Below are 15,218 nucleotides of genomic sequence, written 5' to 3' on the forward strand. Positions count from 1 at the left end.
GAAGCCTGCCGGTTATTGGTGAAACCAACGCAAGGTCAGGTCGTGTAATGCCTGCTCGGGAGAATATGGAGACGTTTCCCACAATCCAGATCGGAAATGGACTGCTGCGGATCGAATATCAGTTGGCCTTGAATGTGCGTTTTGGTGTTCACAAGGAAACGTTTCAGATGAGTGATGCCCACCACGCTGACTTGGCTGAGGCCAACGGCAACCAGGTTCCCTTCTTCGTAGTCTCACCCATGAAATTTGGTGTAATGAATTTCTTTACCTTGGGCTTCTACTGGGTTTACTGCTTCTATCAAAGTTGGAGTCTGCATAGAGAGAAAACGGGAGAGCGCGTAAGTCCGTTCTGGCGAAGCGCTTTTGCAGTGTTCTTCATCTATCCATTATTGAGAAGGGTAAATGACCATATTCGCGACTCAGGTAAAACCTATCCGTGGTCCATCCTGGGGCTCACGCTGGGCTATTACGGTTTTTGCGTTGTCTGGGTGGTTGCCAGCGTCGTGTTGGAAGGCCAGCTGTGGCCGGCCTATTTTGCGGGCTTAGCCATTCAGGCAGCTTGGCTGATCATTCTGGTGTTCATGCAGAAGGGCATCAATTTCTGTGCGGGTGACAAAGAAGGGAAGGCCAACAGCCGGTTCGCGCTGGCCAATTGGCTTTGGATGCTGCTGGGTATTGCGCTTATGGCAGCACAGCTGTTTGCTTTGATTGCGCTTTCACCAATGGTTTGAGCAATTTTTGGCCGAAGCTCTGTCGGAGGGGAGCTCCGGATAGTCCCCGATCCACACCGCGCTTCCGCTTTCCTTGAAGACAATACGATGCTGGGGTAGAAGCCTCCTGCAAGGCTATTTTATATGTCTGTCTGGACGGGTCCTTTCGCGGGTAAACCCTACAGCGGCCTGTGTCCAACCCCCGACCTGTGTCCGGCACTGATCCGGTGTATTCGCGGGTTTACCCGCGAATACGGTGGTGGCGGCAACGGTGAACGACGGGTAGAAACTGGCCGGCAGGTCCGGCCTCTTCGCGGGTGAACCCGCTCCTACACGACGGCCTGTGCATGTGTATAGGAGCGGGTTTACCCGCGAAAGGACCGGCCCAGGCAGCCGAGAATTTCCAGGGGATAAACGGTAACAACAGAAGACACCCAAGTCACCGTTGGCATGACCACGTTCTGGTGAGCGCCTGTTAGTCCAGCCCCTGCTTCAGGACATGCACGCATAAAAAAGGAGAGCCGAGGCTCTCCTTCTTCTTCAACAACCCTCAGCCATTAGCCAATGGTCATCAGGCTGGCGTTACCGCCTGCCGCTGCAGTGTTCACGCTCACCGCGCGCTCGATGACCAGGCGCTCCAGCGCAATCTGGTGATCACCGCTGGACAGCCCGTGCACCCCAACGATCGCCCCGGCACGCTTGGCCACCTGCTGGCATACGCCGCGCAGCTGGTCCGAGTCGCCATGGTGGATCACGGCGTCGAATGCCACTTCATCCTTGTTCCAGTCCGCGACCAGCTTCACCTTGGCCTGCAGCTCACGTGGCAGGCGGGCGCGCAGGGCCTTGCCCGGTTCACCGTCAACCCACACCGCCGAGCTACCAACGGCCAGTACTGCGGCGAACTGCGCCAGCAGGTCGGTTTCGTTGTCGGCCAGGCACAGCACGTGCTCACGCGGCAGAATGGTGTAGCTGTTGCGCTCGCCGGTCGGGCCAGGCAGCAGGCGGGCGATGCCGCTCTGCGACTGGCTGGCGAACTGGCTGCACAGCGCGGCCAGGTCGGCCAGCTGGTTGTTCTCGGCCCAGGCCTTCAGGCCGTGCAGTGGCTTGACCAGCTGTTCGTGCAGGGTGCGATCCGGCTTGCCTTCGCCGTCCTGCTGCTGGAAGTGGCGGCCGATGGCGTCGGCCGGGCGGGTCGACAGCAGGCGGTAGAGGTACAGCGGGCCGCCGGCTTTCGGGCCGGTACCCGACAGGCCTTCACCACCGAACGGCTGCACGCCCACCACTGCACCCACAATGTTGCGGTTGACGTACATGTTGCCGGCGTTGGCGGTTTCCACCACCTTGGCGATGGTCTCGTCGATACGGGTGTGCACGCCGAGGGTCAGGCCGTAGCCGGAGTTGTTGATCTGCTCGATCAGCTGGTCCAGATTGCGGCGGTTGTAGCGCACCACGTGCAGCACGGGGCCGAAGATTTCGCGCTTCAGCTCGTCGAAGCTGTCCAGCTCGATCAGGGTTGGCATGACGAAGGTGCCACGCTTGATCTCGGCAGCATCGGCAATAGCGACTTGGTAGACCGGGCGGCCTTTCTCGCGCATGCCCTGGATGTGCTTCTCGATGCCAGCCTTGGCTTCGGCATCGATCACCGGGCCGATGTCCACGGCCAGGCGGTCCGGGCAGCCCAGGCGGCTTTCAGCCATGGCGCCCTTGAGCATCTCGATTACGCGGTCGGCGGAGTCTTCCTGCAAGCACAGTACGCGCAGGGCCGAGCAACGCTGGCCGGCACTGTCGAAGGCCGAGGACACCACGTCGATCACGACCTGTTCGGTCAGTGCCGAGGAGTCGACGATCATCGCGTTCTGGCCGCCGGTTTCGGCGATCAGCGGGATCGGGCGGCCCTGGTTGTCCAGACGGCCAGCGACGTTGCGCTGCAGCAGGCGGGCCACTTCAGTGGAGCCGGTGAACATCACACCTTTGACGCGTTCGTCCCCGACCAGGCCGGCTCCGACGGTTTCACCGCGGCCAGGCAGCAGCTGCAGCACGCCTTCTGGGATGCCAGCTTCCAGCAGCAGGCGCACGGCCTGGGCGGCGATCAGTGGGGTTTGCTCGGCAGGCTTGGCCAGTACCGGGTTGCCGGCAGCCAGGGCTGCGGCCACCTGGCCGGTGAAGATCGCCAGCGGGAAGTTCCATGGGCTGATGCACACCACAGGGCCCAGTGGGCGGTGGGCGTCGTTGCTGAAGTCGTTACGTGCCTGCACCGCGTAGTAGCGCAGGAAGTCCACGGCTTCACGCACTTCGGCAATGGCGTTGGCGAAGGTCTTGCCGGCCTCGCGGATGAGCAGGCCCATCAGCGGCTGGATCTCGGCCTCCATCAGGTCGGCGGTGCGCTCCAGAATGGCAGCACGCTCGGCTGGCGGGGTGGCCTGCCAGATCGGCGCGGCGTTCAGTGCGCACTGGATGGCGTTGTCCACGTCGGCAACGGTGGCCTCCTGCACATGGCCGACGACGTCGCGGTGGTCTGCCGGGTTCAGCACCGGTGCGGCAGCGCTCTCGCTGGCGGCGCAGGCCAGTAGCGGGACAGCCTTCCAGTCATTGTGAGCGGTGGCCAGCATGGCGCAGGACAGCGATGCCAGGCGGTGTTCGTTGGCCATGTCGATACCGGCCGAGTTGGCCCGTTCGGTGCCATACAGGTCGCGCGGCAGGGGAATGCGTGGGTGCGGCAGGCCGATACTGCCTTCCTGGGTACCCATGCGCTCGATGCTGGCCACCGGGTCGGCGACCAGTTCCTGGATGGAAATCGAGTGGTCGGCAATGCGGTTGACGAACGAGGTGTTCGCGCCGTTTTCCAGCAGGCGGCGCACCAGGTAGGCCAGCAGCGTTTCATGGGTGCCGACCGGTGCATACACGCGGCACGGGCGGTTCAGCTTGCCATCGGCAATCTTGCCGACCACTTGCTCGTACAGCGGTTCGCCCATGCCGTGCAGGCACTGGAACTCGTACTGGCCCGGGTAATAGTTCTGCCCGGCAATGTGGTAGATGGCCGACAGGGTGTGGGCGTTGTGGGTGGCGAACTGCGGGTAGATGGCTTCTGGCACGGCCAGCAGCTTGCGGGCGCAGGCGACGTAGGACACGTCGGTGTACACCTTGCGGGTATAGACCGGGTAGCCTTCCAGGCCTTCGACCTGGGCACGCTTGATCTCGCTGTCCCAGTAGGCGCCTTTTACCAGGCGGATCATCAGGCGGTGGCGGCTGCGCTTGGCCAGATCGATGACGTAGTCGATCACGTACGGGCAGCGCTTCTGGTAGGCCTGGATAACGAAGCCGATGCCGTTCCAGCCAGCCAGGGATGGCTCGAAGCACAGGCGTTCGAGCAGGTCCAGCGAAAGCTCCAGGCGGTCGGCTTCTTCGGCGTCGATGTTAAGGCCGATGTCGTACTGCTTGGCCAGCAGGGTCAGCGACAGCAGGCGCGGGTACAGCTCTTCCATCACGCGCTCGTACTGGGCGCGGCTGTAGCGCGGGTGCAGTGCCGACAGCTTGATCGAGATACCTGGGCCTTCATAGATGCCACGGCCATGCGAGGCCTTGCCGATCGAGTGGATGGCTTGCTCGTAGGACGCCAGGTACTTCTGCGCGTCGTGCTCGGTCAGTGCGGCTTCGCCGAGCATGTCGTAGGAGTAACGGAAGCCTTTGGCCTCGAAACGGCTGGCGTTGGCCAGGGCTTCGGCAATGGTCTCGCCGGTGACGAACTGCTCACCCATCAGGCGCATGGCCATGTCGACGCCCTTGCGGATCATCGGTTCGCCGCTCTTGCCGATGATGCGGGTGAGCGAGGAGGTGAGGCCGGTTTCGTTATGGGTGCTGACCAGCTTGCCGGTCAGCAGCAGCCCCCAGGTGGCGGCGTTGACGAACAGTGACGGGCTGTTGCCCAGGTGCGGCTGCCAGTTGCCGGTACTGATCTTGTCGCGGATCAGCGCATCACGGGTACCTTTGTCGGGGATACGCAGCAGGGCTTCGGCCAGGCACATCAGCGCCACGCCTTCCTGAGACGACAGCGAGAACTCCTGCAGCAGGCCCTGGACGATACCGGCACGGCCGCCGGCGCTTTTCTGATTGCGCAGCTTTTCTGCAATGCCCGCGGCCAGCTTGTTGGTGGCCTCGGCCAGTGGCGCGCTCAGGCGCGCCTGCTCCAGCAGCATCGGCACCACTTCCTGCTCCGGTCGGCGGTAGGCAGCGGTGATCGCCGAGCGCAGTACCGACTGCGGCAAGATGCTTTCGGCAAATTCGAGGAAGCACTGGTGGCTGTGGTCGGCCTGGACTTCACCGGCATCGTCGGCCAGGTTGCTGACATGACCGTTGAGTTCGGTCAGGGTGGCGCCACCCTCGAGCTTCTCCAGGTAGTTGAAGATCGCTTGCTTGATCAACCAGTGCGGCGTGCGGTCAATGGACTGCGCAGCTGCTTTGAGTCGCTCACGGGTCGGGTCGTCGAGTTTGACCCCAAGGGTGGTAGTCGCCATTTCTTATCCTCGTTATTGCCACGGTTGTGGCCTAAGCTGGCGTCAAGAGTATCTGTAGGACAATTCGGGTGCAACCAGGTGCAACCCGATTTTTTCGTGTGAAAGGTGCAACTCGTCCGACAGCTATTCCCATACCCTGAAAAGGGGCGCTTTCGGTGCGATTTATTCTGAAAAAGCGGTTTTTTGCTCCCGAAAGGAGCAAGAAGTGGGCTTTGTCGGAAAATGCACGGGCAGGTGCAACTTGCAAAAGAAAAATGGTTGCACCTTCTTTGCGTTGTTGCATAGCATTCGCCGCCTGGGTGCAACCGCCATCGCTGTGGTTGCGCATGATAAAAACAAACGCCAGGGCACACGCATGGGCAATCCACTAACGATCACCTTCGTGATCTACATCGCAGCAATGGTGCTGATCGGCTTCGCCGCCTATCGCGCTACCAACAACCTTTCCGATTACATTCTGGGCGGTCGCAGCCTCGGTAGCGTGGTTACCGCGCTGTCTGCCGGTGCCTCCGACATGAGTGGCTGGCTGCTGATGGGCCTGCCCGGTGCCATCTACTTCGCGGGCCTGTCCGAGGCCTGGATCGCCATCGGTCTGACGGTGGGTGCCTACCTGAACTGGCTGTTCGTGGCCGGCCGGCTGCGCGTGCAGACCGAGCACAATGGTGACGCGCTGACCCTGCCGGACTACTTCTCCAGCCGTTTCGAAGACAATACCGGGCTGTTGCGTATCATTTCCGCCATCGTCATCCTGGTGTTCTTCACCATCTACTGTGCCTCCGGCATCGTGGCCGGTGCCCGTCTGTTCGAGAGCACCTTCGGCATGTCGTACGAAACCGCTTTGTGGGCTGGTGCAGCGGCGACCATCGCCTACACCTTCGTTGGTGGCTTCCTGGCGGTGAGCTGGACCGATACCGTACAGGCTTCGCTGATGATCTTCGCGCTGATCCTGACCCCGGTAATCGTGCTGATCTCCACCGGTGGCTTCGACCAGACCTTCGCCGCTATCGAGGCGGTGAACCCGGCGAACTTCGACATGCTCAAGGGTGCCACCTTCATCGGCATCATCTCGCTGATGGGCTGGGGCCTGGGTTACTTCGGCCAGCCGCATATCCTGGCGCGCTTCATGGCCGCTGATTCGGTGAAGTCCATCGCCAAGGCGCGCCGCATTTCCATGACCTGGATGATCCTGTGCCTGGCGGGTACCTGCGCCGTTGGCTTCTTCGGCATCGCCTACTTCTCGGCTCATCCTGAACTGGCAGGCCCGGTTAGCGAGAACCACGAACGTGTGTTCATCGAGCTGGCCAAGATCCTGTTCAACCCATGGATTGCGGGTGTCCTGCTGTCGGCCATCCTGGCCGCAGTCATGAGTACCCTGAGCTGCCAGCTGCTGGTGTGCTCCAGCGCCCTGACCGAAGACTTCTACAAAGCCTTCCTGCGCAAGAATGCTTCGCAGGTCGAACTGGTGTGGGTCGGCCGTCTGATGGTGCTGGCCGTGGCCCTGATCGCCATCGCCATGGCCTCCAACCCGGAAAACCGCGTGCTGGGCCTGGTGGCCTATGCCTGGGCCGGCTTCGGTGCCGCCTTCGGCCCGGTGGTGCTGATTTCGGTGCTGTGGAAAGGCATGACCCGTAACGGTGCGCTGGCCGGTATCGTGGTGGGTGCGCTGACGGTGATCCTGTGGAAGAACTTCGACACCCTCGGGTTGTACGAAATCATCCCGGGCTTCCTGTTCGCCAGCATCGCCATTGTTCTGGTGAGCAAGCTGGGCAGCCCTTCGCAGGCGATGGTCAAGCGCTTCGAAGCAGCTGATGCGGCGTATCACGCCGACAAGTAACACCCGTTGAATTGGCGGTGCCTGCTTTGCGGGTGCCGCCAATCAGCAGCCAGGCCTGACTCCGCCTGCAAGGCAAGGTAAACTTGCCGCCTTCGCAGGAGTTGCCATGAACTATCGTCACGCCTTCCACGCCGGCAACCACGCCGACGTCCTCAAACACATCGTGCTGACCCGCCTCATCGCCCTGATGTCGCGCAAGGAGCAGCCGTTCGCCTATATCGATACCCACGCAGGGCTCGGCCTGTACGACCTGCAGGGCGATCAGGCAAGCCGTACCGGCGAGTACCTGGAAGGCGTAGCCCGCCTGTGGAATCGCGATGACCTGCCGGCCATGGCCGACGACTACCTGCGCATCATCAAGCGCCTGAATGCCGATGGCGAGCTGCGCTACTACCCGGGGTCGCCCGAACTGGCCCGTCGCCTGATGCGCCAGCAGGACCGCGCCCTGCTCAACGAGAAGCACCCCGAAGACGGGCCGCTCCTTAAAGAAAACATGAAAAAAGACCCGCGCGTGACCGTGCACCTGGGTGAAGGCTGGCATGTGCCGCGGGCCTTGCTGCCGGTGCAGGAAAAGCGCGCGATCATGCTGATTGACCCGCCGTTCGAGCAGGCCGATGAGCTCAAGCGCTGCACCACTGCCATGAAAGAGGCGATCGGCCGCATGCGCCAGACGGTTGTGGCCATCTGGTACCCGATCAAAGACCAGCGTTCGCTGACCCGCTATTACCAGGACCTGACCAGCACTGGCGCGCCGAAACTGTTGCGGGTTGAGCTGTATGTGCATCACCAGGACAGCCCTCAGGGGCTGAACGGCTCTGGCCTGGCCATCGCCAACCCGCCGTGGGGGCTGGAGGATGAACTTAAGGAGCTGCTGCCATGGCTGGCCAAAGAGCTGGCACAGACCGCCGGCAGTTATCGCATGGACTGGCTGATCGCCGAGTAAACCTGTAGGCGCGGGTTTACCCGCGAACACCGGCGACGCCGGTGCCATCCACCGCGTTGCCTGCTTCGCGGGTGAACCCGCTCCTACAAGGGGGCGGTGTGCCTCCAATGTTTGCGTTATAATCCCGCCCTTTAGCCGCCATCCGCCCAAGAGGCCGCTGGCGCATTTTTACCGAATGAAGAGGCTAATCCCTTGGCATTGACGATTCTTGGCCTGTCCGGCGCCCTTAGCCATGACCCTTCCGCGGCCCTGTACATTGACGGCAAGCTGATTGCCGCCGCCGAAGAAGAGCGCTTCGTGCGTGACAAGCATGCGAAGAACCGCATGCCCTACGAGTCGGCGAAGTTCTGCCTGGAACAGGCAGGCATCAAGCCGTCCGACGTCGACGTGGTAGCCATCCCGTTCGCCCCGATCAGCCTGTTCGGCAAGGCGCGGTGGCACTATGCCAAGCGCTATTGGTACGCCCCGGATCGTGCACTCGATGCCATCCTGATGGGCAACCGTCGCTACAAGCGCTATCGCAAGAAGATCGTCTGGTGCCTGGAGCAACTGGGCTTCGACCCGAAAAAGGTCAAGATCGAGCCGGTCGAGCACCACCTGGCCCACGCTTCCAGTGCTTATCATTGCTCGGGCTTCAAGGAAAAAACCGCAATCCTCGGCATTGACGGCAAGGGCGAGTACGCCACCACCTTCTTTGGCTACGGCGAAAACGGCAAGATCCACAAGATCAAGGAATTCTTCGACCCGGACTCGCTGGGTGGCCTTTACGGTGCCATCACCGAGTTCCTGGGCTTCGAAATGCTCGATGGCGAGTTCAAGGTCATGGGCATGGCGCCGTATGGCGACGCCAGCAAGTATGATTTCTCGCGTCTGGCCAGCTTCGAAAACGGCGAGTTGGTCATCAACACCGAGTACGCCAACGTTATCGGCCTGCGCCGTTACAAAGAGAAGGGCAAGGGCTTTTACTTCTCGCCAAAGCTGATCGAATGGCTGGGCCCCAAGCGCGAAGGCGACATCGCCGACGAACCGTACATCCATTACGCCGCCAGCATGCAGGCGCTGTTCGAGAAACTGGCGCTGCAGATGATCGACCATTACCTGGGCGACACCCTGCGTGAAACCGGCAAGCTGGCCTTCGCCGGCGGCTGTGCGCTGAACGTCAAGCTCAACCAGAAGATCATCGCCCGTCCGGACGTGAAAGAGCTGTTCGTTCAGCCGGCCTCCGGCGACGCCGGGACTGCCGTTGGCGCCGCTGCCTATGTGTCCCACGCCCGTGGCGTTCCGGTCGAGAAGATGGAGCACGTCTACCTCGGCCCGTCGTACTCCAACGAAGACGTGATCGCCGCCTGCGCCCGTCACCCGAACCAGCCAAAGTGGCGCAAACTCGAGAACATGCCGCAGCAGATCGCCCAGATCATGGTCGATGGCAACCCGGTTGCCTGGTTCCAGGGCCGCATGGAGTTCGGGCCGCGTGCCCTGGGTGGCCGATCGATCATCGGCTGCCCAAGCGTGGAAGGCGTGGCTGACCGCATCAACCACCAGATCAAGTTCCGCGAACGCTGGAGACCTTTCTGCCCGTCGATGCTCGACACTGTCGCCCCGCAGATGATCAAGGTCGACCATCCCGCGCCGTTCATGACCTTCACCTTCGAAGTTGCTGAAGAGTGGAAAACCCGCGTGCCGGAAGTGGTGCACGAGGACGGCACTTCGCGTGCCCAGGTGCTCAAGCGCGAGTACAACCCGCGCTACTACGACATGATGAAGGCACTGGAAGACCTGACGGGCAACGGCGTGTCGCTGAACACCTCGCTGAACCGTCGTGGTGAACCGATGATCTGCTCGCCGACCGATGCCCTGAACATGTTCTTCGGCTCGGACCTGCAGTACCTGATCATGGAAGACATCCTGGTTGTGAAGGACGGCGCGGCCCCGTATGACCAGCCGCTCTGAACCGCGCATCCTGCAGTTCTGCCATGGCTATGACGGGCCGTTCCTGGACTGCGCCCGTCAGTACGCCAGCCTGTTTCAGGGGCGTGGGTACCAGGTGACCACGGTGTTCCTCACTGGCGCCGCCGATGCGCAGGTGGCGGCTGGCTGTGCGTCGGACGAGGTGCTGTTCCTTGAGTTCAGCTCCAAGGCCGTGCGTGGCCTGAAACTCGGCGCCATCCGCGCATTGCGGCGCATTGCGGCCGAGCGCAATTTCGCTTTCTGCATCGCCCATCGCTTCAAGCCGATCTACGTTGCCCTGCTGGGGACCGGCCTGCCGGTGATTGGTGTGCACCATGCCTTTGGCGACTACCAGCGCAAAGGCCGCCGCCTGTTCGCGAACCTGTTCGGCAAGCGTCTGAGCCTGTTGGGTGTTTCGGACGCGGTACGTGACGATATGCGCCGTTGCTTGCCGCAGTGGCCGGCCGAACGCATCCAGACCCTGTACAACCGCATCGACATCGACGCCCTGCAAGCAGCCCTGGTGCCGCGCGCTGACGCACGCCAGGCCTTGGGCCTGGATGCTCAGGCGTGGATCGTCGGCAATGTCGGGCGCCTGCACCCGGACAAGGACCAGGCCACCCTGTTGCGCGGTTTTGCCCAGGCATTGCCGGGGCTGCCGGCTGGCGCCCGCCTGGCAATCCTCGGCAAGGGGCGCCTGGAGGCCAAGCTCAAGGCGTTGGCCGCCGAACTTGGTATTGCCGGGCAAGTCGACTTTCTTGGCCAGGTACCGGATGCGCGCCGTTATTTCCAGGCGTTCGACGTGTTCGCGTTGAGTTCCGATCACGAGCCGTTCGGCATGGTCCTGCTCGAAGCGATGGTTGCCGGTGTACCGGTGTTGGCCACGGCCTGTGGCGGTGCCCGCGAAGTGGTCGAGGGCGTTGGCGTGCTGTTCCCGCTGGGCGACGCCGCGCAGCTGGCTCAGGGCCTGAAGCACATGGCCGTACTGGACGCTGAGCAGCGCCAGGCCTGTGCCAGGCACATGCTGCAGCGCCTGCGCGAGCGTTTCTCTGACCAGGCGGTGCGCGAGGCCTTCTGGCAACTCCCGCAGGTGCGCGCGTTGGTGGGGCAGGCCTGATGCTCAATCGTATCCAGGCCTTCCGCGAACACGGTTGGCAAGCTATCGATGCCAAGGCTTATGCCCAGGCATGGGCGCGCTTTGGCGGCAGTGTTGCCACCCATCCGCTGGTGGTCGAGCAACTGGCGGACCTGGCACAGATCCCGGTGCGTTACCTGGGCTGGCACCAGGCTGGCGAGCTGAAAGCCGCCATCCCGGTCTGGGGGCGTCACCTGGCGCTGTCCAAGGACGTGCTGAAGCGTGCTGGCAAGAAGGCCCTGTTCGACCTCGGTAATGCCGAGATCATTCTGCCGGCGGCGTCTGATGCCGCTGCGCCGTTGCGCCATACAATGCGTTACCTGTCCGAACTGAACCAGGGCCGCTTCAGCGGCCTGAAGGCGCAGAAGGAGCAGTTGGCCATGGCCCGGGCGCCTGAAGACCTGTCGAAGAAGTTCCGCTACAACCAGCGCCGTGAACTTCGCCTGCTGGAAGAAGCGGGTGGTGTGGTACGCCCGATCAGCGACTTCAGTGCTCAGGAAATCGCCAGCATGTACTGCGACCTGTTCCTGCGCCGCTGGGGGTTCCCTGCCACCGGTGCCGAGCGTATGGCCGATGTGCTGGGCCGCTTGCGCGAGCTGCTGATCGGCTCGGTGCTGCTGCTGGACGGTAAACCGATTGCCATCCAGCTGGTGTACCGCGTCGAAGCGCCGGAATGGATTAGCGTCGAGTACATCAATGGCGGTGTCGACCCTGAAACCAAGGCCTTCAGCCCAGGCAGCGTGCTGAGCTTCCTCAATACCCAGGCCGCCTGGGAAGACGCCCGGGCGCGCAACAAGCCGCTGCGGTTCTCATTCGGCCGTGCTGACCGTGAGTACAAGGACCGCTGGTGCAACCCTGTGCCGGTGTATCAAGCGTGAGCCGCAAGCAGCAGTTGCTCAAGCGCCACCGGCGCAACAAACGCCTGGGGCTGCTGGCGGGCCTGGTTGCGCTGGTCGCCCTCGGTGTATTCAGTTGGTGGTGGTTGCCACTGCTGTTGTTGCCGCTGCTCTGGGCTGCCCATGAGGCCTGGTTTGCCGACCACCTGTTCTATGCACCGGGTGAGGACTATGCCTACGACTTCGGCGATCAGGTGCGGCAGGTTCCTGCCAGCCTGCACGATGGCTGGCTCAAGGCTGATTGCACGTTGCAGGGCGACGAAACCCTGGTGCTTGAGCTGCGGCTAAAGAGCAGCTGGTTGGGGCGCTTTCTCGACCCTCGGGTCGAGCTGCTGGCTGGCGAACAGGCCGATCGGCAAACGTTCGAGCGTGGCGTCGATGGGGTGCGCTTCCTTAACCTGACCGGCCTTGCTGCGCCACTGCAGGCCGGAACGTTGCGACTGCGCGGCCGGCATTGCCGGCTGCAGGGTCAGCTGCGTCTGTGGATAACCCCCTCGGTCGAGCTGCAGCGGCGCCGAGTGATGGTGATCGCGCCACATGCCGACGACGCCGAGTTGGCCGCGTATGGTTTGTACAGCCAGGCCGACGAAAGCTGGGTGGTGACCCTGACCGCCGGTGAGATAGAGGCCGAGCACTACCAGCAGATGGGCCTGGCAAAGGCCGAGGCCGCGCGCCTGAAGGGGCGCCTGCGTGCCTGGGACAGCATCGCCGTGCCGCGTTGGGCCGGGGTGCCGGAGTCGCATTGCATACAGCTGGGCTACTTTTGCCTGCAGCTTCCTGCCATGCAGGCCGCCCCCGACCAGCCGGCCGCCTCACGTGAAGCCGACCTGGCCGATATCCGCGTGTTCCGCCAGTTCAACCCGTTCCCGTTACCGGGCGACCGCGATGGCGCACCCACCTGGCACAACCTGCTGGCCGACCTGCGAGCCTTGCTGGAACGGGCCAAGCCAGAGGTGCTGGTGATGCCGCACCCGCAGCTAGACCCCCATCCGGACCATATCTGCGCTCAGGCGGCGGTGCTGGAAGCCTTGCAAGGCATGGCCTGGCAGCCACAAACCTTGCTGTGCTACGCCAACCACCTGCACGATAACGACCGCTGGCCGATGGGCGACAGTGGCGATGGCGTGGCTTTGCCGCCGCAATTGAGCGCTGCCCAGGCCTGGGCACCCTGCAGCCTGGTGCTGGACTGCGCGACCCAGCGCGACAAGGCCATGGCCCTGGGCATGATGCACGACCTGCAGCCGCCGGCACCGTTCAAGCGCCGCCTGCGCCGCCTGCTGCAACGCTGGCTTGCCGGGCGACAGCCATCGCCTTATGGGGAGAACGAATTCTTCCGCAAGGCCGTGCGCCGACACGAACTGTTCTGGCGGCGTGAGCTGTAAGCACGCCCCATGGTTGACCGCGAAGGCGCAGAGCGCCCAAGGAAAGCAATGAAAGTCCTATTTCTGGTGCAGAAGGAACAGCGGGCGATTCTTGACCGCCTGTACGATGGCGTCGCGGCCAACTGCGAGTGCGACCTGCGCTGGCTGACCAGCCAGGATCAGCGCAACCTGCGCCGTTACTTCAAGCGTGAAGTGCAGGTCGAGCGTTATGACCGCATCGTGTTCTTCCTGCGTTTCAAGCAAGAGATCCGTCAGGTGGCCTTCATCCGCACTGTGCCGAACCTGGTGATTCTCGAGCACGACGCCTACCAGAACTACATCCCGTGCAAGTACACCGGCAAGTTCAGCGCTCATTACCGCCAGTTGCCATGGGCGCGGGTGATCAGCTCCGGCTACATGGTCAGCGAGCGCTTGCGCCAGGAAGGTTTCGACGCGGTGTTCGTGCCCAAGGGCTATGACGAGCAGTTGCTGGCTGACCAAGGGCGTGAGCGTGATATCGAATTGGCCTTTGTCGGCAGCGTCAACAGCGTGGCCTACAGCGGCCGCAAGGCACTGCTGGACGAGTTGGGGCAGGTCGAGAACCTGTTGGTAACCCGTACCAAGTCGGGCGAGGACTACTGCAACACGCTCAACCGTATTCGTTTCTTCGTCAGTGCCGATGTCGGCATGGGCGAGTACATGATCAAGAACTTCGAAGCCATGGCCTGTGGCTGTGTGTTGCTGGCATACGACCAGGGCGAGGAAGAGAACCGTGCGCTGGGCCTGCAAGACATGCACAACGTGGTGTTCTATGACAACATCCCGACCCTTCAGGAAAAACTCCGTCGCTTGCGCGCCAACCCCGAGCTAGCACGGCAGATTGCAGAAAATGGCCGCCATCTGGCGGTTTCCCGTTTTAGTTTCGGCGCAGTTGGACGTAGCATCGTCGACCACATGCGCCCTGCGCTCAGGCCCCATCCGCCACTGTCTGCATGGCAGCGGCTGCGTCTGAAGCTGGGCATCTAAATAAGAGCTTTCACGCCCAGGAGCGGGTTGTTGAAGGCCGATAGTCGTAATGCGGAGGGAATCCGGTGCGCTTTTCAAATGAGAGTGACGTCACGCTTGTCGTGACCAGTTGTGGGCGGTTCGATCTGCTCAAAGACACCCTTGAGAGTTTCGATCGCTACAACACCGCGCCCATTCGCGAGGTATTCATCACCGAAGACTCTGGCGACGATGCTGTGCATGCCGCTGTGCCGGCGCACTGGAAGCCGCACTGCAAGGTGTTCGTCAACCGGCCCAAACTTGGCCAGTTGCCGTCTATCGACCTGGCCTACAGCCAGGTCAAGACGCCGTACATTTTTCACTGCGAAGACGACTGGCAATTCTATCGCCAAGGCTTTGTCGAAGACTCGCAGGCCATCCTGGATGTCAGTCCCAACATCTTGCAGGTCTGGTTGCGCAGCCATGCCCACGACCTGGCCATCCACAGCCCGTACATCCACTTGGGCGATCGCCAGGTGATCGCCGGGGTGCCGTGCTATCCGCTGCTGTCCGACAAGGCCGAGTGGCAGGCGTTCTCGCTCAACCCTGGGCTGCGCCGATTGAGCGATTACCAGCGCTGTGCGCCATTTGCCGCCTATGCTGGAGAAAAGGCGCTTTCCCGCCGCTACGCTGAGTTAAATCTGACAGCGGTCACCTTGGAGGGTGATGCAGTATTGCACACTGGTTTTGGCAATCACGTGACCTTGCCTATCGAGGTGGAGCGTAAGGCCAAGCGCCGTCAACGTGATCGGATGAAGCTGGCATTGACGCTGGTTGCGGGTGCCTTGATCGGCATGGGAATCACCATTTTTGTTCAATGAAGTCGCTGTCCCACCT

The 15,218-nt window shown here is 62.3% G+C and carries 10 protein-coding genes; 9 read left to right on the plus strand and 1 reads right to left on the minus strand.

All coding sequences use genetic code 11. The features are described from left to right. Window positions 1-47 precede the first annotated feature (47 nt). The gene (locus tag V6093_RS20165; RefSeq protein ID WP_406669593.1) at window positions 48-731 is read left to right on the plus strand and encodes a hypothetical protein; all 684 of its coding nucleotides are present in this window, start codon (window positions 48-50) and stop codon (window positions 729-731) included. A 536-nt stretch (window positions 732-1,267) separates the two neighbouring features. Here V6093_RS20165 and putA read toward each other — a convergent pair. After that, window positions 1,268-5,221, minus strand: a complete 3,954-nt coding sequence (gene putA, locus V6093_RS20170) for a trifunctional transcriptional regulator/proline dehydrogenase/L-glutamate gamma-semialdehyde dehydrogenase (protein ID WP_276216421.1) — start codon at window positions 5,219-5,221, stop codon at window positions 1,268-1,270. Between the two features lie 355 nt (window positions 5,222-5,576). Here putA and putP point away from each other — a divergent pair, with 355 nt between their 5' ends. From putP to V6093_RS20210, 8 genes are all read left to right on the plus strand, one after another. Next, window positions 5,577-7,055 carry a sodium/proline symporter PutP gene (gene putP, locus V6093_RS20175; RefSeq protein ID WP_003249420.1) on the plus strand — a complete coding sequence of 493 codons (1,479 nt, stop codon included), beginning with the start codon at window positions 5,577-5,579 and terminating at the stop codon, window positions 7,053-7,055. Window positions 7,056-7,161: 106 nt separating this feature from the next. After that, on the plus strand, window positions 7,162-7,998 hold the full coding sequence (locus V6093_RS20180) for a 23S rRNA (adenine(2030)-N(6))-methyltransferase RlmJ (protein ID WP_003249430.1): 837 nt from the start codon (window positions 7,162-7,164) through the stop codon (window positions 7,996-7,998). A 192-nt stretch (window positions 7,999-8,190) separates the two neighbouring features. After that, a complete protein-coding gene (locus tag V6093_RS20185; protein ID WP_003249431.1) occupies window positions 8,191-9,948 on the plus strand; it encodes a carbamoyltransferase in 1,758 nt (585 codons plus the stop codon). Continuing rightward, window positions 9,932-11,062 carry a glycosyltransferase gene (locus V6093_RS20190; RefSeq protein ID WP_047604647.1) on the plus strand — a complete coding sequence of 377 codons (1,131 nt, stop codon included), beginning with the start codon at window positions 9,932-9,934 and terminating at the stop codon, window positions 11,060-11,062. Before V6093_RS20185 ends, V6093_RS20190 begins: the two co-directional genes overlap by 17 nt. Then, window positions 11,062-11,958: an antimicrobial resistance protein Mig-14 gene (locus V6093_RS20195; protein ID WP_179053243.1), complete on the plus strand. Its 897-nt coding sequence runs from the start codon at window positions 11,062-11,064 to the stop codon at window positions 11,956-11,958. Before V6093_RS20190 ends, V6093_RS20195 begins: the two co-directional genes overlap by 1 nt. Then, window positions 11,955-13,358, plus strand: coding sequence for a PIG-L deacetylase family protein (locus tag V6093_RS20200; RefSeq protein WP_179053244.1), 1,404 nt, complete (start codon window positions 11,955-11,957; stop codon window positions 13,356-13,358). The genes V6093_RS20195 and V6093_RS20200 overlap by 4 nt, the downstream gene beginning before the upstream one ends. Before the next feature lie 48 nt (window positions 13,359-13,406). Next, window positions 13,407-14,363, plus strand: a complete 957-nt coding sequence (locus tag V6093_RS20205) for a glycosyltransferase (RefSeq protein WP_003249439.1) — start codon at window positions 13,407-13,409, stop codon at window positions 14,361-14,363. 65 nt (window positions 14,364-14,428) lie between these two features. Then, window positions 14,429-15,202, plus strand: a complete 774-nt coding sequence (locus tag V6093_RS20210; protein ID WP_047604649.1) for a glycosyltransferase family 2 protein — start codon at window positions 14,429-14,431, stop codon at window positions 15,200-15,202. Window positions 15,203-15,218 lie beyond the last annotated feature (16 nt).

It is taken from the genome of Pseudomonas putida group bacterium ESBL64 (assembly GCF_045277175.1).
Lineage (GTDB): Bacteria > Pseudomonadota > Gammaproteobacteria > Pseudomonadales > Pseudomonadaceae > Aquipseudomonas > Aquipseudomonas alloputida.

Bases quoted from the DNA above. Each gene is read 5' to 3' on its own strand.
- V6093_RS20165 (WP_406669593.1), top strand. From the start codon at position 48: ATGCCTGCTCGGGAGAATATGGAGACGTTTCCCACAATCCAGATCGGA.
- putA (WP_276216421.1), bottom strand. From the start codon at position 5,221: ATGGCGACTACCACCCTTGGGGTCAAACTCGACGACCCGACCCGTGAG.
- putP (WP_003249420.1), top strand. From the start codon at position 5,577: ATGGGCAATCCACTAACGATCACCTTCGTGATCTACATCGCAGCAATG.
- V6093_RS20180 (WP_003249430.1), top strand. From the start codon at position 7,162: ATGAACTATCGTCACGCCTTCCACGCCGGCAACCACGCCGACGTCCTC.
- V6093_RS20190 (WP_047604647.1), top strand. From the start codon at position 9,932: ATGACCAGCCGCTCTGAACCGCGCATCCTGCAGTTCTGCCATGGCTAT.
- V6093_RS20195 (WP_179053243.1), top strand. From the start codon at position 11,062: ATGCTCAATCGTATCCAGGCCTTCCGCGAACACGGTTGGCAAGCTATC.
- V6093_RS20205 (WP_003249439.1), top strand. From the start codon at position 13,407: ATGAAAGTCCTATTTCTGGTGCAGAAGGAACAGCGGGCGATTCTTGAC.